The sequence below is a fragment of the Afipia broomeae ATCC 49717 genome, from assembly GCF_000314675.2.
GTDB lineage: Bacteria > Pseudomonadota > Alphaproteobacteria > Rhizobiales > Xanthobacteraceae > Afipia > Afipia broomeae.
In genome coordinates, this window is sequence record NZ_KB375282.1 from 1,855,961 (window position 1) to 1,875,573 (window position 19,613).

General features: G+C 61.8%; 19 protein-coding genes. 8 read left to right on the forward strand and 11 right to left on the reverse strand.

Translation table 11 applies throughout. The annotated features are described in order from the left end of the window. Nucleotides 1-99 precede the first annotated feature (99 nt). From paaC to paaE, 3 genes are read left to right on the forward strand one after another with little or no spacing between them, the layout of a single operon-like run. Entirely contained in the window at nucleotides 100-876 is a 777-nt protein-coding gene (gene paaC / locus HMPREF9695_RS08575) for a 1,2-phenylacetyl-CoA epoxidase subunit PaaC (RefSeq protein ID WP_006020445.1), read from the forward strand. Beyond that, nucleotides 870-1,373 carry a 1,2-phenylacetyl-CoA epoxidase subunit PaaD gene (gene paaD, locus HMPREF9695_RS08580; RefSeq protein ID WP_006020446.1) on the forward strand — a complete coding sequence of 168 codons (504 nt, stop codon included), beginning with the start codon at nucleotides 870-872 and terminating at the stop codon, nucleotides 1,371-1,373. The genes paaC and paaD overlap by 7 nt, the downstream gene beginning before the upstream one ends. A gap of 11 nt (nucleotides 1,374-1,384) precedes the next feature. Beyond that, nucleotides 1,385-2,464, forward strand: a complete 1,080-nt coding sequence (paaE, locus tag HMPREF9695_RS08585; RefSeq protein WP_006020447.1) for a 1,2-phenylacetyl-CoA epoxidase subunit PaaE — start codon at nucleotides 1,385-1,387, stop codon at nucleotides 2,462-2,464. Between the two features lie 13 nt (nucleotides 2,465-2,477). On the opposite strand, the gene HMPREF9695_RS08590 is transcribed toward paaE, so the two are convergent. The 8 genes from HMPREF9695_RS08590 to paaG form a co-directional block, all read right to left on the reverse strand. After that, the gene (locus HMPREF9695_RS08590) at nucleotides 2,478-2,903 is read right to left on the reverse strand and encodes a PaaI family thioesterase (RefSeq protein WP_006020448.1); all 426 of its coding nucleotides are present in this window, start codon (nucleotides 2,901-2,903) and stop codon (nucleotides 2,478-2,480) included. Nucleotides 2,904-2,925: 22 nt separating this feature from the next. After that, a complete protein-coding gene (locus tag HMPREF9695_RS08595; RefSeq protein WP_006020449.1) occupies nucleotides 2,926-4,200 on the reverse strand; it encodes a cytochrome P450 in 1,275 nt (424 codons plus the stop codon). Between the two features lie 16 nt (nucleotides 4,201-4,216). Further along, nucleotides 4,217-4,522, reverse strand: a complete 306-nt coding sequence (locus HMPREF9695_RS08600; RefSeq protein ID WP_006020450.1) for an EthD family reductase — start codon at nucleotides 4,520-4,522, stop codon at nucleotides 4,217-4,219. Between the two features lie 25 nt (nucleotides 4,523-4,547). Continuing rightward, the gene (gene paaZ / locus HMPREF9695_RS08605) at nucleotides 4,548-6,581 is read right to left on the reverse strand and encodes a phenylacetic acid degradation bifunctional protein PaaZ (protein ID WP_006020451.1); all 2,034 of its coding nucleotides are present in this window, start codon (nucleotides 6,579-6,581) and stop codon (nucleotides 4,548-4,550) included. A gap of 66 nt (nucleotides 6,582-6,647) precedes the next feature. Further along, a complete protein-coding gene (locus HMPREF9695_RS08610) occupies nucleotides 6,648-7,259 on the reverse strand; it encodes a TetR/AcrR family transcriptional regulator (RefSeq protein ID WP_006020452.1) in 612 nt (203 codons plus the stop codon). Nucleotides 7,260-7,267: 8 nt separating this feature from the next. After that, entirely contained in the window at nucleotides 7,268-8,599 is a 1,332-nt protein-coding gene (gene paaK / locus HMPREF9695_RS08615; protein ID WP_006020453.1) for a phenylacetate--CoA ligase PaaK, read from the reverse strand. A 14-nt stretch (nucleotides 8,600-8,613) separates the two neighbouring features. Then, nucleotides 8,614-9,087 carry a hydroxyphenylacetyl-CoA thioesterase PaaI gene (gene paaI / locus HMPREF9695_RS08620; protein WP_006020454.1) on the reverse strand — a complete coding sequence of 158 codons (474 nt, stop codon included), beginning with the start codon at nucleotides 9,085-9,087 and terminating at the stop codon, nucleotides 8,614-8,616. Beyond that, nucleotides 9,087-9,878, reverse strand: coding sequence for a 2-(1,2-epoxy-1,2-dihydrophenyl)acetyl-CoA isomerase PaaG (gene paaG / locus HMPREF9695_RS08625; protein WP_006020455.1), 792 nt, complete (start codon nucleotides 9,876-9,878; stop codon nucleotides 9,087-9,089). Before paaG ends, paaI begins: the two co-directional genes overlap by 1 nt. 186 nt (nucleotides 9,879-10,064) lie before the next feature. On the opposite strand from paaG, the gene HMPREF9695_RS08630 reads away from it, so the two are divergent. The 5 genes from HMPREF9695_RS08630 to HMPREF9695_RS08650 all read left to right on the forward strand — a co-directional run bounded on the left by HMPREF9695_RS08630 (nucleotide 10,065) and on the right by HMPREF9695_RS08650 (nucleotide 14,658). Next, entirely contained in the window at nucleotides 10,065-11,231 is a 1,167-nt protein-coding gene (locus HMPREF9695_RS08630; RefSeq protein WP_006020456.1) for an ABC transporter substrate-binding protein, read from the forward strand. Between the two features lie 127 nt (nucleotides 11,232-11,358). Next, a complete protein-coding gene (locus HMPREF9695_RS08635; RefSeq protein ID WP_006020457.1) occupies nucleotides 11,359-12,231 on the forward strand; it encodes a branched-chain amino acid ABC transporter permease in 873 nt (290 codons plus the stop codon). 3 nt (nucleotides 12,232-12,234) lie between these two features. Continuing rightward, entirely contained in the window at nucleotides 12,235-13,182 is a 948-nt protein-coding gene (locus tag HMPREF9695_RS08640; RefSeq protein WP_006020458.1) for a branched-chain amino acid ABC transporter permease, read from the forward strand. Then, nucleotides 13,179-13,961 (forward strand): ABC transporter ATP-binding protein, encoded by a 783-nt coding sequence (locus tag HMPREF9695_RS08645; RefSeq protein ID WP_006020459.1) that lies wholly within the window; start codon nucleotides 13,179-13,181, stop codon nucleotides 13,959-13,961. Before HMPREF9695_RS08640 ends, HMPREF9695_RS08645 begins: the two co-directional genes overlap by 4 nt. Beyond that, complete coding sequence (locus HMPREF9695_RS08650; RefSeq protein ID WP_006020460.1) at nucleotides 13,954-14,658, forward strand: ABC transporter ATP-binding protein; 705 nt, start codon at nucleotides 13,954-13,956, stop codon at nucleotides 14,656-14,658. The genes HMPREF9695_RS08645 and HMPREF9695_RS08650 overlap by 8 nt, the downstream gene beginning before the upstream one ends. Before the next feature lie 5 nt (nucleotides 14,659-14,663). Here HMPREF9695_RS08650 and HMPREF9695_RS08655 read toward each other — a convergent pair whose 3' ends face one another. From HMPREF9695_RS08655 to HMPREF9695_RS08665, 3 genes are all read right to left on the reverse strand, one after another. Continuing rightward, a complete protein-coding gene (locus HMPREF9695_RS08655; RefSeq protein WP_006020461.1) occupies nucleotides 14,664-17,900 on the reverse strand; it encodes an efflux RND transporter permease subunit in 3,237 nt (1,078 codons plus the stop codon). A gap of 10 nt (nucleotides 17,901-17,910) precedes the next feature. Next, nucleotides 17,911-19,095: an efflux RND transporter periplasmic adaptor subunit gene (locus HMPREF9695_RS08660; RefSeq protein ID WP_006020462.1), complete on the reverse strand. Its 1,185-nt coding sequence runs from the start codon at nucleotides 19,093-19,095 to the stop codon at nucleotides 17,911-17,913. 122 nt (nucleotides 19,096-19,217) lie between these two features. Continuing rightward, nucleotides 19,218-19,589, reverse strand: coding sequence for a hypothetical protein (locus HMPREF9695_RS08665; RefSeq protein ID WP_006020463.1), 372 nt, complete (start codon nucleotides 19,587-19,589; stop codon nucleotides 19,218-19,220). Nucleotides 19,590-19,613 lie beyond the last annotated feature (24 nt).

Genomic DNA, 19,613 nt, shown 5'->3' on the forward strand with positions numbered 1-19,613 from the left:
AGTGAAACGAGCGAACCCGGAATCCATAACCACGCTGGCATATGGATTCCGGGCCTGCGCCAAGAGGCGCATCCCGGAATGACATCGCGAGTATTCAAAATGGCAATGCTTTCCATCAAAGTCGCCGAAAGTCCGCTGGTGCTCTACGCGCTGCGCCGCGCCGATGATGCGCTGATCCTCGGCCATCGCGTGTCGGAATGGTGCGGTCACGCCCCGATGATGGAAGAGGACATGGCGCTGGCCAATATGGGTCTCGACCTGATCGGTCAGGCGCGCGAACTCTACACCTACGCCGCAAAAGTCGAAGACGCAGGTAACGATGAGGACAAGCTCGCCTATCTGCGCGATGTGCGCCAGTACCGCAATCTGCTGCTCGTGGAGCAACCGAACGGTGATTTCGCGCGCACCATCACACGGCAATTCTTCTATTCGGCTTTCGCCGATCCGTATTGGCGCGCGATGATGAAATCGAAAGATGCGACGCTGGCCGCGATTGCTGCGAAGTCCGAGAAGGAAAGCGCGTATCACTTGCGTCACACTTCGGAATGGATGATCCGCCTCGGCGACGGCACCGACGAGAGCCATCGCCGCGCACAGACCGCCATTGATGATCTCTGGGCCTTCACTGGCGAACTGTTTCACGCCGACCAGAGCGACGCGGAACTGATTTCGTCCGGCATTGCGATCGATCCCGAAACCCTGCGAAATATTTGGGCCGACACCGTTTCCAATGTTCTCGGCGTTGCTACGCTCAAGCGTCCGTCAAGCGACTGGATGCAGAAGGGCGGCCGCACCGGCAATCACACCGAACATCTCGGGCATCTGCTCAGCGAACTGCAATCAATGCAGCGAACTTTCCCGAACGCGACATGGTAACCGCCGGCATCAGCACGCAGGACCTCCGCCAGACCGCATGGAACGCGGCGGCGCAGGTGGTCGACCCGGAAATCCCGGTACTGACCATCGCCGATCTCGGCGTGCTGCGCGACGTTACCGTGATTGACGGCGCGGTTGAAGTTGCGATCACGCCGACCTATTCCGGCTGCCCGGCGATGAACATGATCGCGCTGGAAATCGAACTGGCGCTGGAACGGGAAGGCATCCGCAATCCGAAAATCCGCACCGTTCTGTCGCCGGCCTGGACCACGGACTGGATGAGCGAGCAGGGCCGCCAGAAGCTTAAAGAATATGGGATCGCGCCGCCGCAGGCGGGCGGAGGACGCCGCGCGCTGTTCGGCGAACAGCAGGTGGCGTGCCCGCAATGCGGATCGGTGAACACGGAAGTTCTGTCCGAATTTGGCTCGACGTCGTGCAAGGCGCTTTGGCGCTGCAAGGCGTGCCGCGAGCCGTTTGATTATTTCAAGTGCCACTAGGCGAGGCTGCGATGTCGCACGTTCCGAAATTTCATCGTCTGGCTGTCGCGGACCTGAAGCGCGAGACTGCGGACGCAGTCTCCATGACGTTCGCCATTCCGGGCGAACTGGCTGGCGACTATGCCTTCGCGCCTGGTCAGTATCTCACACTTCGCACCATCATGGATGGCGAGGAGGTGCGGCGCTCGTATTCGATCTGCTCAAGTCCCGACGATCACGAACTGCGCATCGCGGTCAAGAAGGTCGACGGCGGTGCGTTTTCAAGCTGGGCGCTGGAAGAACTGAAGTCCGGCGACGAACTCGATGTGATGACGCCCACGGGCCGTTTCGGCGTGGCGCATGCGCCCGATCAGGCGCGCATTCATGTCGGCTTTGCGGCCGGCTCGGGCATCACGCCGATCATGTCCATCGTGCGCGGCATTCTCGCGCGAGAACCCAATAGCCGCTTTTTCCTGTTCTACGGCAATCGCACCACCAACGGCATTCTGTTCCGCGAGGCGCTGGAAGAGCTCAAGGACCGCTTCATGGGCCGCCTGTCGGTGTTCCATGTGCTTTCGCAAGAGGAGCAGGATTTGCCGATCCTGTATGGCCGTCTCGACCGTGAGAAGGTCAGTGTGTTGTTGCGATCAATGGTGCCAGCGGCTGCGGTCGATCATGTGTTCGTCTGCGGTCCGGTCGCCATGAGCGAAGAGATCGAGGCGACCTGCATCGATCTCGGCATTCCCAAGGATCACGTCCATGTCGAGCGTTTTGTTTCGGAGTTTGGCGGCAAGCCGCGTCCCAAGGTCCAGGTCGCGCCGGAAGCGCCGCCGAAAGCCATCGCATCGCTGATTGTCGACGGTAAGCGCAAGGACGTGCCGATTGCTGAGGGTGAGGTCATCCTCGACGCCGCGCTGCGCGCCGGCATGGATCTGCCCTACGCCTGCAAGGGCGGCATGTGCTCGACATGCCGCGCGAAGATAGTCGAAGGCGAGACGAAGATGGACGTGAACTATTCGCTTGAACCGTGGGAGCTTGAAGCAGGGTTCGTATTGACCTGTCAGGCGCATCCGGTCTCGTCACGCGTCGTGGTCGATTACGACCAGATGTAACTACCTCTTACAGTTATTTGGCGTCGCGGAGCAGGGCGTAAGCGGTCTGCGCCATCGCCACCGGCCGTTCGTCGCCGTCCGTTCGCAGTGAGACACTGCCATAGGCCATAGTCTTGCCGAGCCGCACGACGCGCGCTTCCGCCAGAACGTCGCTCTTCATGGCCGGACGCATGAAGTGGATGGTCTGATCCACTGTCGTCATCGGAAAATACCCGCCGGCGGCCGACGCGACAGCGAGGATCATTGCGGTATCCGCAAAACTCATCAGCGCTTGCCCGCAAACCACGCCGTTGTCGCGGCACAGCTTGTCCGAGAAACGCATTCTCAGAACAGCTCCGTCAGCGGTGAGGCTTTCGACAGACAGGTCGAGATCCTGCACCCATGGCGCTGGTGCGGATTTCAGCAGCGCGGAGGCAGCGGTCTTGTCGAACGTCGTCATGCAAATTTCCTGATCTGAATGTCTACGCGAGTGTTACGGGAAGTGTCGTGAAGCCGCGAAAGCGTACGCGCCTGGCGCGATGAGCCGAGCCAGCGGCTGCGAAATTTGGGAAGCGGGCGAGGAAACGGCCAATCGCAATGCGGCCTTCGAGGCGGGCAAGGCTGAGCCCGACACAGGCATGTGCGCCCGAGGCAAAGGCCAGGTGACGGTTGGGCGCACGCCCGATATCAAGGCGTTCCGGCTCTGCGAACACGTCGGGGTCCCGATTTGCGGCGCCGATGCAGAGTGTGATCAGCGCGCCTTCCGGGATTGAGACGCCATCGATCTCCGTGTTTTGAACGACGCGTCGGTTACTGAGCTGGTTTGAACTCTCAAAGCGCAGGAATTCCTCGACCGCCGGCTTGATCAGCGCGGGATCATCGATCAGCCGTTGCCGCTGGTCCGGAAAACGCAGCAAAAGTTCGAGGCCATTGCCGATCAGATTGGTGGTCGTCTCATGGCCCGCGTTCAGGATGAAAATGCAGTTTTGCAGCAGCTCGATCTCGCTGAGCTTCTCGCCGCTGGTCTCGCCCAGAATCAGGCGCGTCAGCACATCGTGCTCGGCGTTACCGGGGTGTGCGCGGCGGTCGGTCACGAGGTCGCGGAGATAGGCAAGAAATTCGCCAACGGCACGCTCGCCGCGTGCCTGCAGGTCTTCGGTCAGGAACGGCTCCAGAGCGCCGAGGATCGCCAGCGACCAGCCGCGCAGCGGTGCGCGGTCTTCGTGAGGAATAGCCAGCAGGTTGCCGATCACCTCGACCGGGATGGCGGAGGCGAAGTCTTCAATGAGATCCGCCTTGCCTTGCGCCTGCATGTTGTCCAGCAGCCGGTCGACGAGGGAGATGAGCCCCGGCTCCATCTCCGCAATGGCGCGCGGATTGAGAGCACCGGCGATTAGGCGGCGAACGCGGGTATGCAGCGGCGGATCATTGAACACGAGGCTCGTGGTGTGATGCTGAAATAGCAGCGAACCGTCGCCGTATTTCGGCGCGAACTCCACCTTCTTGTCGGAGCTGAAGCGCGTCGTATCCTTGTAGATGGCTTCCAGATCGCGGTGCCGGGTCAGGAACAGCGAACCGTCGGGCATCTGATGGATTGGATCGGCGGATTGCAGCGCGCGATAGGTCGGGTAGGGGTCATCATAGAAAGACTCAGGAAGGTCTTTCAGTGAGAAGTCGCGCGCAGTCGCGGCGTCCTCGCTCGAAACCGGGCGAGGTGCGCTTTGTGGACCGCTATACGTTTGACCCGTCGACGACAAGTGGCAAACCTGACGTCTAGAAAACGACGTCGTTGATCTGCACCACGGCCTGCGCCTTGGTGAAATTCGGAATGTCGGCGAAGATTTCCTTGCCGTGAGCTTTACCGGCGGCCTTGAAATCCTCCATCGATCCGAAGGTCAGCAGCGCGGTCATCTGGTAATCGGGCGCGCTGCCGTCGGGCTTCGCCACGCCCTTGATGGCCTGCGCGCTCTTGAGCCCGAGCGGCCCCCAGCGGTCTTTCACCAGCGGCATGTGCGTCTTCAGATAATAGTCCGTGTCGAATGCTTCGCCGGCCGGATACATCACTGTCACGAGGATCATCGTTTCTCCCTTTCGTTGTTTTTGTTCAAGCCTGAGGACGAACGGCGTTCATCGTCAGCAATTCGTAGGTTGCGGCCGACTCGTCTTTGTCGGTCAGAATTTCAACGTCCCAGCGCACTTCGCCATACTGCTTGTTGCGGGGCGATTTTTCTTTCGCGGTGAGTCGCACCTTGATCGTCTCACCCGGCTGGATCGGCTTGATGAAGCGCAGTGAATCGAGGCCGTAGTTGGCCAGCACCGGACCCGGATCCGGATCGACGAACAGGCCCGCGGCGAACGACAGCAGCAGATAGCCATGCGCGACGCGGCCCGGGAAGAACGGGTGACCCTTGGTCGCTTCCTCGTCCATGTGCGCATAGAACGTGTCGCCGGTGAAATGCGCGAAGTGTTCGATATCCTCAAGCGTGATGGTACGTTCCTTAGAGTAGAAGGTTTGTCCGACATCGAGGTCCTCGAAATGAAACCGGAACGGATGCCGGTCCTTTTCGATGACCGGTGCGTTCTTGGTCCAACTACCGGTTACGCCAGTCAACATGCGAGGCGATCCCTGAACCGCCGTGCGTTGCATGTAATGGTGGACACTGCGCACGCCGCCCAGTTCCTCGCCGCCGCCGGCGCGGCCGGGACCGCCGTGCACCATCTGTGGCATCGGTGAGCCGTGACCGGTCTGCTCCTTAGCGCAGTCACGATCGATGATCACGAGCCGTCCGTGGAAGCTGCTGACGCCGAACACGAGATCGGACGCTACTTTCGGATCGTGCGTGTAAACCGAAGCAACCAGGCTTCCGCCGCCGCGATTGGTCAGTGCCACGGCTTCATCGAGATCGCTGTAGCCCATCACGGTGCTGACCGGGCCGAACGCTTCGACCGAATGAACCTTTGTTGCGCGAATAGGATCGGCACAATGCAGCAGCAGCGGGGGCAGGAATGCGCCGCGGGTGACATCGGCTCCCTGAACGTCGAAATTGTCGGGATCGCCGGCGACGAGTTCCGCTTCGGTGCGGAGGGCCTTCACGTTGGCGAGCACATCGCGGCGCTGTTCGAGGCCGACCACTGGTCCCATGCGCACCGTCTCGAGTTCAGGGTTGCCGATCACGACCTTGTCCAGCCGTTCGCGCAAGGCAGCGATCACAGGCTCGACATACGCCGACGGCGCGAGCACACGGCGGATCGCCGTGCACTTCTGTCCGGCCTTGACCGTCATTTCCTTGGCGACTTCCTTGATGAAGAGATCGAACTCCGGCGTTCCGGGGCCGGAATCCGGTGCGAGGATCGCGGCGTTGAGCGAATCCCGTTCAGCGACAAAGCGCACGGCTTCCTTCGCGATGACCGGATGCCGTTGCAGCTTTTCCGACGTATCGGCGGAGCCGGTGAACGAAACCACATCTTGGCAGGTCAAGTGATCGAACAGGTCGCCGGTCGAGCCAACGATGAACTGAAACGCGCCTTCAGGCAGAATTCCGGATTCCACGATCATGCGCGCCAGTGCGTGCGCCACGTAGGACGTCACCGTCGCCGGTTTCGACACGACGGGGACGCCCGCAAGCAGCGCAGGCGCCAGCTTTTCGAGCATGCCCCAGCATGGGAAGTTGAACGCGTTGATATGAACCGCAACGCCGTGCAGCGACGTGATGATATGTTGCCCGGCGAACGTGCCTGCCTTGCCCATCGGCTCCACGGCGCCATCCAGCAGGAAGGTCGAGTTCGGAAGCTCACGGCGTCCCTTGCCGGCGTAGACGAACAACGTTCCGATACCGCCGTCGACATCGATCAGATTGTCCGTGCGCGTCGCTCCGGTCTGGAATGACAGTTTGTAGAGCTGATCCTTGCGCTCGGTCAGATACTGCGCGAGTTTCTTCAGCATGTCGGCGCGCTGATGGAATGTCAGCCGCCGGAGATTTTTGCCGCCGGTGTTGCGTGCATGGCCAAGAATGCCGCGCATATCCAGCCCGCCGCTGGTTGCCTCGGCAACAACATCGCCGCTCACGGCGCTGCGCACTTCGATGAAATCGCGGCCCGGTGCGGCCCACTGTCCGTTGATGTAGCTTTCGAGTTTCATGCGATCACTTCGAGGTTGGGTGCTTCGGGCACCGATGGACGTTTATTCCGCGGCAGCAGTGCGCTTCTATGTCTTGGGGGGAGACTTGAGCAGGCTCCGTGCTCCGTCGGATATCAGGCGGGTGACGATCTCTGCATATTCGTCGCGGCTGACAGATCCCGTGCTTTTGAACCAGAGGTAATGCCAGTTCACCATGCCGAACAGCGACATGGTGACGGGGGTGAGCATCTTCGTGCCCTTGAGATGCGGCGCGGCGCCCGCAACCGCCGCCGAAAAGATCCGGACCAGGTCGCGCTCCATGCCTTTCAGTTCGGCCTGACGCTCGGCCGGCAGAAACCGCATGCTGCTGATCTGGACGTTGTGCTGTGAATCGGCGTCCCGGTAGGCTTCGAGCAGCGCGGCAATCAGGCCGCGCAGCCTCGTTTCCGGCGCAGCCGCGGGATTATCAGCGGCCTCGACGACTTCCAGCAGTTCCTCGAGATGGAAGCGGATCACGTCGAACAGAAGACCCTCTTTATCTTTGTAGTAGTGATAGAGGTTGGCCTTGGACACGCCGCAGGCTTCCGCAATCTTGTTCATCGACGCGCGGTCATAACCGTGCGCCGAGAAAAGCTCCGCGGAGCGGTTGAGGATCGCCTGTCGTTTGTCGTCGTAATCGTTGGCGCGGCTGCGTGCCATGAGACGTCTTATTCCTTTGGCCGTTTGTCGATGACGCGTTTGGCTTTGCCGACCGAGCGCTCGATGCTTCCGGGATCGAGCACGGTGACAAGCGCGGTGATGCCGATGGTGTCCTTGACTGACAGCGCCAGTTGCTTCGTGGCTGCTTCGCGCGCCGGGAAACTTGCATCCGGCCGTGCCTCGACCTGGATTTCCATGTTGTCCATGCGGCCGTCACGGGTGAGGACAAGCTGGTAGTGCAGTGACAAATCGTGAATCGCGAGCAGCTTTTCCTCGATCTGGGTCGGGAACACGTTGACGCCGCGAACAATCATCATGTCGTCGGAGCGGCCGGTGACCTTCTCCATGCGCCGCAGTGATCGCGCCGTGCCCGGCAACAGCCGCGTCAGGTCGCGAGTCCGGTAGCGGATCACTGGCATGGCTTCCTTGGTCAGCGATGTGAAGACCAGTTCGCCTTTCTCGCCGTCCGGCAGCACTTCGCCGGTCGCGGGATTGATGACCTCGGGATAGAAGTGATCTTCCCAGATGTGCAGGCCGTCTTTCGTCTCGACGCATTCGCTGGCGACTCCGGGGCCCATCACCTCGGACAGGCCGTAAATGTCGACGGCGTGAAGATCGAACGCTTCCTCGATCTCTTCGCGCATCGCGTTGGTCCAGGGCTCGGCGCCGAAGATGCCGATGCGCAGCGACGATTTGCGCGGGTCGAGGCCCTGTTTCCTGAATTCATCGAGGATCGCCAGCATATAGGATGGCGTCACCATGATGACTTCGGGCTTGAAATCGGTGATGAGCTGAACCTGACGTTCGGTCATGCCGCCGGAAACCGGAATGACGGTGCAGCCGAGACGCTCTGCTCCGTAATGCGCGCCAAGACCACCAGTGAACAGGCCGTAGCCGTAGGCAATATGGACCTTCATCCCGGCGCGGCCGCCTGCGGCGCGGATCGAGCGGGCGACAACGTCGCTCCACGTCTCGATGTCGCGCTTGGTGTATCCGACGACTGTCGGCTTGCCGGTCGTGCCGGACGAGGCGTGGATGCGCGCGACCTGGGATTCAGGAACCGCGAACATGCCGAAGGGATAGTTGTCCCTCAGGTCTGTCTTGATCGTGAACGGGAATTTCGCGAGATCCTCAAGGTTCCTGAACGATTCCGGCCGCACGCCCGCGGCGTCGAACTTGGCGCGGTAATGCGGCACATTCTCGTAGGCGTGCCGCAGCGACCATGCGAGACGCTCGCGCTGGAGGGCGCGAATCTCGTCACGGGACGCGATCTCATGGGGATCGAGCGCGGTGGGTTCGGGTGTCAGCCGATCGAGCTTACGCAACGGAATCTGAATCAACATTCCCTCCCATTCTACTTGTTGTCTTGTTGATGGCTGTCGGCTTCAAGCAGGCGGCCCGAAATCGTTCGCGAATGTCCGCGAAACTCCGCGACGACCGTGTTGCTGCTGTCGCGGACCGTCACGTCATAGATGCCGCCACGTCCGGCGCGATTGCGTTCAACCGCGTGCGCCGTCAGTGTCTCACCCTCGCGCACCGGCTGAAGAAACGTCACCGCGCATTGCTGCGCGACGGTGCGCTGGTCGTAGGTGTTGCAGGCGAAAGCGAAGGTCGAATCCGCAAGCGTGAAAATGAAGCCGCCGTGGCAGATGCCGTGGCCGTTTGTCATGTCCTTGCGGACCGTCATGGTGAGAACGGCCTCGCCGGGAGCGACCCGCTGCAGGCTCATGCCAAGGCCCTTGCTCGCATGATCGTCGAGCCACATCGCCTTTGCGCAGGCTTCAGCCACCGCCTGGGCATTGTTGTCGCCGGGAACGCTTGCGTCCATTACAGGCTCCCCGTGAAGTTAGGCGCGCGCTTCTCCAGAAACGCGCTCACGCCCTCCGCGAAATCCGATCCGCGTCCGGCTTGCCCCTGAAGATCGCGCTCGAGATCGAGTTGCTGCGCGAGGGTGTTGGTTTCGGATGCATCGAGCGCCTGTTTGGTCAGGGCGAGGGCGCCCGTCGGTTGCTTGGCGAGATGGGCGGCGAGGCGGTGCGCCTCGGTCATCAGGTTGGCATCGTCGACGGCCTTCCAGATCATGCCCCAGGCTTCGGCCTGTTCGGCCGACACGGGTTCGGCCAGCATCGCCAGCGCCCGCGCGCGTGCATTGCCTGCAAGGCGCGGCAGGAACCATGTGCCGCCGCAATCCGGCACCAGCGCGATCTTCGAGAACGCCTGAATGAATTTCGCGGAACGCGCCGCCAGAACGATGTCGCAGGCGAAGGCGATGTTGGCTCCGCCGCCCGCGGCGACACCGTTGACCGCGCAGACGATCGGCAGCGGCAGCTTGCGCAATCTGCGGATGAGGGGATTGTAGTTCTTATCAAGCGTAACGGTGAGGTCCGGCTTTTGTCCCGTTATGAAATCAACCTCTGACAAATCCTGTCCCGCGCAAAATCCGCGTCCGGCGCCGGTGAGGATCAACGCGCGACATTTCGTATCAGCCTCCGCATCATTCAACGCCGCGTTCAGCGCGGTGTGTACACTTTGATTGAACGAGTTGAGGCTGCCGGGCCTGTTAAGCGTGATGACGCGGTATCCGTCGCGGATCTCGGTCAAGACCAGATCTTTGTCCACACAGTCCTCCCATTGGCTTCTTGGTCAGAAATTGGAAGGCAGATTACTATTGACCAACCGTTCGGTCAATTATATTGATGGCTAGAAGTGACAATAGTTGCACTTGAAACTATTGGCGCTCTGTGGTTGGAAACATGCCGGGCAAGCTCTCAAAAAATCGAGCGCCCATCACCAGGGAGGGAAACTGTGAAACCAGCATCAGCATTGGGATTTCTGTTGGCGGCCGGCGTTGCCGGTCTGACGTTCGGTAGTGCCGCGCATGCGCAGCAGACCGTAAAGATCGGTTCCGTCCTCTCTGTGACAGGCCCGGCGTCGTTTCTCGGAGAACCCGAGGACAAGACACTGCGGATGTATGTCGAGAAGATCAACGCGGCAGGCGGCATCAACGGCAAGAAGGTCGAGCTGATCATTTATGACGACGGCGGCGATGCCAACAAGGCGCGCACCTTTGCCACACGTCTGATCGAGGACGACAAGGTCGTCGCGATGGCGGGTGGTTCGACCACCGGCACGACCATGGCGATGATTCCGGTGTTCGAGGAAGCCCAGGTTCCGTTCATTTCCTTCGGCGGCGCGGTCGAAATCATCGAGCCTGTCCGCAAGTACGTCTTCAAGACGCCGCATACCGACAAAATGGCGTGCGAGAAGATTTTCGAGAACCTGAAGCAGCGCAAGCTCACCAATATCGCGATGATCTCGGGAACCGACGGCTTCGGAGCGTCGATGAAGGCGCAGTGCACCAAGGTGGCACCGAACTACGACATCAAGATCATCACCGAGGAAAGCTACGGTCCGCGTGACAGCGACATGACCGGCCAGCTCACCAAGATCAAGAACACTCCCGGCGTTCAGGCCATCGTCAATCCTGGCTTCGGGCAGGGACCTGCGATCGTGACCCGCAACTACGCACAGCTCGGCATGACCGCGACGCCGCTTTATCAGAGCCATGGTGTGGCCTCGAAGAGCTTCATCGAACTCGCAGGTGCTTCGGCTGAAGGCATCCGCTTGCCGGCGGCGGCCTTGCTGGTCGGTGACAAGCTGCCTGACAGCGACCCGCAGAAGAAGGTCGTGGTCGATTACAAGAAAACCTATGAGGACACCGCGAAGAGCCCGGTCTCGACCTTCGGCGGCCATGCCTATGACGGCCTGATGATTCTGGTCGAAGCCATGAAGCGCGCCAACTCGACCGATCCGAAGAAGGTTCGGGACGAAATCGAAAAGACCAAGGGCTTCGTCGGCACCGGCGGCATCGTCAACATGACGCCGACGGATCATCTCGGCCTCGATCTCTCGGCGTTCCGTATGCTGGAAATCAAGGGCGGCGACTGGACCCTGATCAAGCCCGGCGCATAAGCAAGCCGATACAGACGCTCCCGGACGGTTCGGTCCGATCTATCCGGGAGCTTATTCTCTGTCTGAATTTATTCGTTTTCGCCGGGAACGGCAGCCATCGGCTGCCATCATTGCTCGTGGAGCCGGTATGCCGGAGTTTGTCCAGTTTCTCATTTCCGGACTGACCGTGGGCGCGGTCTACGCTCTGGTCGCTCTCGGCTTCACGCTGGTCTACAACGCCTCCGACGTCGTCAATTTTGCCCAGGGCGAGTTCGTCATGCTGGGCGGGATGGTGACGGTCTTTGCTACTGCCGCCGGGGTTCCCCTTCCGCTTGCCGCGCTGCTTGCAGTGGTCGTTTCCATCGTCGTCGGCCTTCTGCTCTATTGGCTCGCTATCGAGCCGGCGCGCGATGCCTCGCCGGTCACGCTGATCATCATCACCATCGGCGCGTCGATCCTGCTGCGGGGCGCGGCGCAAATCCTGTTCGACAAACAGTTTCACAAGCTGCCCAGTATCTCCGGCGACACGCCGGTCAACGTGCTGGGCGCGACCGTTCAGCCACAGAGCTTCTGGGTGCTCGGCGGCACCGCCGTGATCGTCATCCTGCTTTACGTTTTTCTGGAACGAACGGTCCTTGGCAAGGCCGTGCTTGCGACTGCCGCGAACCGTCTGGCGGCGCGGCTTGTCGGCATCAACACCGCGACCGTGATGGCGCTGGCTTTCGGCGGATCAGCGGCCATCGGAGCGGTCGCCGGCATTCTCATCACGCCGATCACGCTCACAAGCTACGATGTCGGCACGATGCTCGCGCTGAAGGGATTTGCGGCGGCGATGTTAGGGGGCATGGGCAATCCGCTCGGCGCGGTCGCGGGCGGGCTGTTGCTCGGTCTGCTGGAAGCCTTCGGCGTCGGCTATATCAGCTCGACCTACAAGGACGCGTTCGCCTTCATCGTCATTCTCCTCGTGCTGTTCGCCATGCCGCAAGGCCTGTTCGGCCGGCGGACCGTGGAAAGGGTCTGAGCGGTGCTGCAGAAGATCGGTTATCGCTATCTGATCCTGATCGCACTCGCGGTCGTCGTCGCGGTGCTGCCGCTGATTTTTCCGTCGAGCTACTATTTCCGTGTGGCGTCGCTGGTGTGGGTGTCGGCGCTTGCAGCCATCGGCCTGAACGTCCTGATGGGATCGGCCGGGCAGGTCAGTCTAGGTCATGCGGGGTTCTTCGGAATTGGTGCCTATGCCGTCGCCATCGGTCCCGCGCATTTCGGAATACCGCCATGGGCGGCGGTTCTGCTTGGCTGTGTTATTTCTTCGGTGCTGGCTTATCTCGTCGGCCGCCCGATCCTGAAACTGAAGGGGCATTACCTCGCCATTGCAACGCTTGGTCTCGGCGTGCTCGTGGCGCTCGTTATCACCACGGAGAGCCGCTGGACCGGCGGGCCTGACGGTATGCCGGTTGCCAAGCTGGTGCTGTTCGGCTGGCGCGTCAGCGGATCGGACACCTGGTATTGGGTCACGGGCGGGCTTCTGATTTTGGGAACGTGGATCGCTCTCAACCTGAACGATACGCCGACAGGGCGTGCTTTCCGCGCGCTGCATGACAGCGAGGTCGCGGCACGCGTGGCGGGTATCAATGTCGCCCGCTTCAAGTTGCAGGCGTTCGTAATCGCGGCCGCCTATGCGTCGATTGCGGGCTCCGCCCTTGCACTCATGAATGGTTTCATCAATCCCGATCAGGCCGGATTTCTCCATTCTGTGGAGATGGTGACCATGGTGGTGCTTGGCGGGCTCGGCTCGGTCGTTGGCAGCATTGTCGGTGCTGCGGTCCTCATCACGCTGCCGCAGGTGCTCACCGTGTTTCAGGAATACGAACACCTGCTGCTCGGCTTCATCATCATTGTGTCGATGATCTTCATGCGCGACGGCATTGTCCCGACGCTGTCGCGTCTGCTGGTGAAGAGGACGAAGGCATGACGATCCTCGCAGCCAGGGATATCGGAATCTCGTTCGGCGGCGTCAAAGCCATCGACGGTGTCAGCTTCTCCGTCAGCCCCGGACAGATTCTTTCAATTATCGGGCCGAACGGAGCGGGCAAGACCACGCTGTTCAACATCGTCTCCGGGGTCTATGAGCGCGATCAGGGGCATGTCGAACTGTCGGGCGAGGATGTCACAGGACTGACGCCCGACAAGCTCGCAACGCGCGGCATGTCGCGCACCTTCCAGAACCTCCAGATATTCCAGCGCATGACGGCTGCGGAGAACGTCATGGTCGGCCGTCATCTCCGGGAGCGCTGCAATCTGCTCGCGGACCTGTTCCGCCTGCCATCGGTGACGCGGCAAAACGCCGAGACGCGCGATGCCGCGCTCGCCTTGCTCGACGAGGTTGGACTGCGCGCCAGCGCAGATGTTGCAGCGGGATCGTTGTCCTACGGCGCGTGCAAGCGCCTCGAAATCGCGCGCGCGCTGGCCTCCGAACCGCGCGTGTTGTTGCTCGATGAGCCCGCGGCCGGCTGCAATCCCGTCGAGACCGAGGAGATCGACGAACTGATCCGGCGGGTCGCCGCCAAGGGCATCGCGGTCGTTCTTGTCGAACACGACATGAAGCTGGTGATGAAGATTTCGAACCACATTCTTGTTTTGAATCGCGGCAAGCCAATCGCCGAAGGCAAGCCGCAGGAGGTGCGTGACAATCCGGCGGTCCTTGAAGCCTACCTCGGCAAACATGGAGCGAAGGAGGCGGCCCGTGCTTGAAGTTGCCAACCTCCGCAGCGCCTATGGCCGGATCGAGGTGCTGCACGGCGTCAACCTTGCCGTGCGGGCAGGCGAGGTGGTCGCCCTGATCGGCTCCAACGGCGCGGGAAAGACGACGCTGCTCAGGGCGCTATCGGGCGTTCAGCCGATTACAGCCGGCGAAATCCGCTTTCTGGGCGAGCGCATCGATCGCCTCAAGCCGCATCGGCGGGTTCAGCGCGGCATGACGCAGTCGCCCGAAGGCCGCCAGATTTTCGGACCGCTGAGCGTCGAGGACAATCTTCGCCTGGGTGCTTACATGCGCCGGGACAAGGACATCGAAAGCGACCGCGACCGTGTGTTCGGAATGTTTCCGATCCTTGCCGAGAAGCGCCGCCAGCTTGCCGGGGGATTGTCCGGGGGTCAGCAGCAGATGCTGGCGATTGGCCGTGCCTTGATGGGCAAGCCGAAGCTGCTGCTGCTAGACGAGCCTTCGCTCGGGCTATCGCCGACGCTTGTCGATCAGATCCTTGCGGCGATCGTGTCGCTGAGGAAAGAAGGGGTGACCGTTCTGCTTGTCGAGCAGAATGCCAGCGCCGCGCTCGAGATCGCCGACCGTGGCTACGTGCTGGAGACCGGCAAGGTGGCACTGGAGGGCGACGGCGCGACGCTGCTGTCGGACCCGCAGGTGAAAGCCGCATATCTGGGCGCCGCCTGATCCAGTTAACCGCGCAACGGTTCGACGGTTTGAGCTGGCATCGATGTTGTCTCTGATGCAACGCTCTCCGGCTTGCGTCCAAACAGCACATAAAGCGCGGGCAGAACGAACAGCGTCAGCAGCGTTGCGCTGATCAGCCCGCCGATCACGACCGTTGCAATCGGCCGTTGCACCTCCGCGCCGGTTCCGGTTGCCAGCGCCATCGGCACAAAGCCAAGCGACGCGACCAGCGCCGTCATGGCGACGGGCCGCAAGCGGGTGAGGGCGCCATCGAAGATGGCTTCCGCCTTCTCCTGCCCCCTGGCCATCAGTTGCTTGATGTGACTAAGCATCACCAGCCCGTTGAGGACGGCAACGCCCGACAGGGCAATGAAACCGACCGCCGCAGAGACCGAGAACGGAATCCCCCGCAGCCACAGCGCAACAACACCGCCTGTCAGGGCGAGGGGAACGGCGCTGAAGACGATGAGAGCGTCCCGCGCGGTGCCGAGCGCACCCATCAGCAGCAGGAAGATCAGGACGAAGCACCCCGGCACGACGAACGAGAGCCGCTGGCGTGCGGCTGCAAGGCTTTCGAACTGGCCGCCCCAGGACAGCCAGTAGCCGGGCGGCAACGCCACCCGAGTCTCGATTTGTGCCCGGGCGTCGTTCACGACCGAGGCAATATCGCGGTCCCGCACATTGGCGGTGATGACGACACGCCGCTTGCCATTCTCGCGGCTGATCTGGTTCGGACCGTCGCTGATCTTGAACGTCGCCAGTTGGCCGAGTGGGACGGTCAACGGGGTCAGGCCGGCCGGCGGCAGCGACACCGGCAGGTTCTTCAGGGCATCGAGATCGCCGCGGATGTCTTCCGGCAGGCGGACCACGATGTCGAAGCTCCGGTCGCCTTCAAACACCGCTCCGGCGCTTCGTCCGCCGATGGCTGTGCCGATCACGTCCTGAACGGCGGTGAGGCTGAGGCCGCGGCGGGCGATCTCCGCCTTGTTCACGGTGATATCCAGCACCGACAGGCCGCTGGCCTGCTCGACCTTGATGTCAGTCGCCCCTTGGGTTTTCTGCAGGATACCTGCGATCTGGCCCGCGCTGCGCAGCAGCGGCTCAAACTCGTCGCCAAAAACCTTGATCGCCAGATCGCCGCGCACACCCGCCAGCAGCTCGTTGAACCGCATCTGGATCGGCTGGGTGAATTCGTAGTTATTGCCGGGCAGTACGCGGACGGCTTCTTCGATCTGGTCCAGCAGCGCGGCCTTGCTCAATGCGGGATCGGGCCACTGGTCCTTCGGCTTGAAGATGATGAAAGTATCGGACGCGTTGGGTGGCATCGGATCGGAGGCGATCTCGGCCGTTCCGGTTTTGGAGAAGACGTAGGCCACCTGCGGGAAGCCGCTGATGGCTTTTTCGACGTCAAACTGCATCGCCTGCGATTGCGTGAGGCTGGTGCTGGGAATACGCAGCGCATGCATTGCGAGATTCTTTTCATCCAGCGTCGGGATGAATTCCTGACCGAGACGGAAGAACAGCAACAGCGCGCCGAGAAACAGAACCACGCCGGTCGCGATGGCGGCGAGGGGCCGGTTGATGGTGCGTTTCAGGAGCGGCGCGTAGGAGGACTTGAGGCGGCGCACGGCGAGGTTGTCGGATTCCTTCACCCTGCCGGTGACTGCGATTGCGATCAGCGCCGGAACGAACGTGAGTGACAGCACGAAAGCTGAAACGAGCGCGAGGATGACCGTCAAAGCCATCGGCTCGAACATTTTGCCTTCAACGCCGCTGAAGGTGAGCAGCGGGACATAGACCAGGATGATGATCGCCTGGCCGTAGACGGTCGGCGCGATCATCTCTTCAGCGGCGGCTTTCACCGTCGCGAGGCGCTCGGACAGCGTCAGTGTCCGGCCGGTTTCGGTTTGCCTTTCCGCCAGATGCCGCAGCGTATTTTCGGTGATGATGACTGCGCCGTCGACGATCAGGCCGAAATCGAGGGCACCCAGGCTCATCAGGTTTGCGCTGATCCGGCTTTGCAGCATTCCTGTGGCCGTCATCAGCATGGCGAGCGGAATGACCAGCGCCGTGATCAGCGAAGCGCGAAAGTTGCCGAGCAGCAGAAACAGGACGGCGATCACGAGCAGGGCGCCTTCGCCGAGATTCTTGGCGACGGTGGTGACGGTCGCATCGACCAGTTGGGTGCGGTTGAGGACGGTTTCCACTGTGACCCCGGCCGGAAGACTGCGGCGGATGTCCTGCATTCTTGCGTCGACTGCGGCGGCGACGGTCCGGCTGTTGCTGCCCATCAGCATCAGCGCCGTTCCGATCACGGCTTCGCGCCCGTCGCGGCTGGCGCTGCCGGTCCGGATCTCACCTCCGATTGCCACTTCAGCAACGTCGCGAATCCGCACCGGAACTCCGCCGCGCGTGATGATCGTCACATCGCCAATGTCGGCGAGGCTCTCCAGACGGCCACCGGCGCGGACAGCAATTCCCTCGCCGTTGCGATCGATGGTGCTGGCGCCCCGGCTGATGTTGTTGGCCTCGATGGCGCGAACGACATCGCCGAACGACAGCCCGAGCGAAATCAGTTTCGCAGGATCGGGCTTCACCTGATACTGCTTGATGTATCCACCGATGGCATCGACACCGGCGACACCCGGGACGCTCCTGACCTGCGGCCGGATGATCCAGTCCTGCACCGTGCGCAGATAGGCGCCGCGTTCGATATCGGTTTTGAGACGCTCGCCTTCCGCTGTCAGAAACGAGCCGTCGCTCTGCCAGCCGGCCTTGCCGCTGCTGCCGTTGGCTTTCGGCGCGAGGGAAACCGTCCACATGTAGATTTCGCCGAGGCCGGTCGAGATCGGGCCCATTTTCGGGTCGGCGCCGGGCGGCAGGCTGGCGCGGAGTTCGATCAGCCGCTCGTTGATCTGCTGCCGTGCGAAATAGATATCCGTCTTCTCGCGGAAGATGGCCGTCACCTGCGAGAAGCCGTTGCGCGACAACGACCGGGTGCTTTCCAGTCCCGCGATGCCCGCCAGCGCGGTCTCGATCCTGAATGTGACCTGCTTTTCGATTTCCACCGGGGACAGCGCCGGCGCGGTCGTGTTGATCTGCACCTGCTTGTTGGTGATGTCGGGCACGGCGTCGACCGGCAAATGCAGCAGCGACCAGGCGCCCAACGCGACAAAGCCGATGCTGAACAGGACGACGATCCAGCGGTGCCGGATGGACAGGTCGAGAATGCGACTGATCATGTTCGGTGGCCTAATGCGCGTGAGATGCTTCGCCGCGGCCGAGATCGGCCTTCAGGACGAAGGTGTTGGCGGTTGCGATGGGATCGCCGGCGGTGAGGCCGGATGTCACTTCGAACGAGCGGCTGTCCTCGCGGCCTGTGACGATCCTGCGAGGCTCGAAGCCAGTGGACGTTCGGACAAATACGGCGCTCTGGCCCTCAATGTTCTGCACAGCGGTTTTCGGCACCACCACGTCAGCCTTCACCTGCTGGAACGGGATTTCGGCGGTCACAAACATGCCCGGCCGCAGGATGTGCGCGGGATTGTCGACCGATGCGACGACGCGCGCCAGACGTGTGTCCTTGTCCAGCAGAGGGCTCACGAACATGATGGTCGCGGGCAAGGGCTCGCCCTGCGAACCGGCGCTGATGGTGATTTTCTGGCCCTCGCTGACCACGGCAAGATCGGCGGCGGCGAGAGCGAGCTCGGCCCACACGACACTTGAATCCACAATCACGAACAGCTCGCTTTCCTGACCTTCGCGGCCGACCAGAGATCCAAGATCGACGCGGCGTTCAGCGATCCGGCCGTTCATCGGCGCGCGCAATTCCTGTAATCTGAGGCTCTCGACAGGCTGCTGGGGCAGCACCGCGATCTGGTCGCTGGTCAGACCCAGCGCGAACAGCTTCTGACGCGCAACGTCGAACTTGATGCGGATATCCTCGAATGCGGTTTTCGCGCGCAGGAAGTCGTTTTCACTGCTGACCTTGGACTCGAACAGGCTTTTCGACCGCGTGAACAAGGTGTCCTGAAGGTCGAAGGCGACCCGCGCGGCGAGGTACTGGCTCTTGGCGTCGGCCACCTCCCGGCTTTCGATGATCGCGAGAACGTCACCCTCACGCACTGTGTCGCCGAGCCGCTTGCGTACCTCCGCCACGGTGCCGAGCAACCGGACGGAAACTTTGGCGATGCGGTCGCCGCTCGGCACGATTGCTCCCGGAACGACCATGCGTTTGCTCAGGAGTCCACCACGCGCTTCCTGGACCGCGAAGTTTCCGGCAGCGACCTGTTTCTCACTGAGCGTTATGCCGGGTTCGTCATGCTGAGCAGGCTGTTCCTGAACAGGCTGTTTTTCGTGTGCATAGGCTGCTACGAAGCAAAGCGCCGCGATCGCGCATGTCGCGCTTGCCGCAACAAGCAATTTGAGTCTGGTCATCGTTATGTTCCCGCGCACGATCGGAGTCGTGCCATCGCCATGTCTGCGAAATGGTGTGAACAGGCGCTCCCGCAGCTATGAGGCTGCGGTCATGCCGAACGGGCCTTGGCGGCCGCGTTAGTTCAGGCGCGGGGTGGTTTGAACAGGGGCAGGCCGGCCAGCGACGCCAGCGTTTGCTCACGGCCGAGAGGTGGCACGTGATGGCTCACGTCGGCCGGAATCTGCACGACAAATGTCGGTTGTCCGGTGACGTGGCTGAGACAATGCCCGCAATGAAAGGGCATCTTATGATCGGGCGTGTCAGGCGGGCTTGTCCCGTCGAAGTCCATTGCGACGACCGTGGTGTTCGAGCCGGCAATGGCCGGCTCGCAGCTTCCGCAATGAATCAGCGATGCCAGCAGGCCGATCATGAGCGCGAGGACAAGCGACAGACTGCGTCGCTGTCCGCTGCGTCCAGCGCCGGGCCTTGCATTGATGTAGGCATCGCTCCTCATGTCGTATCAGTAGATTCTCTGTCG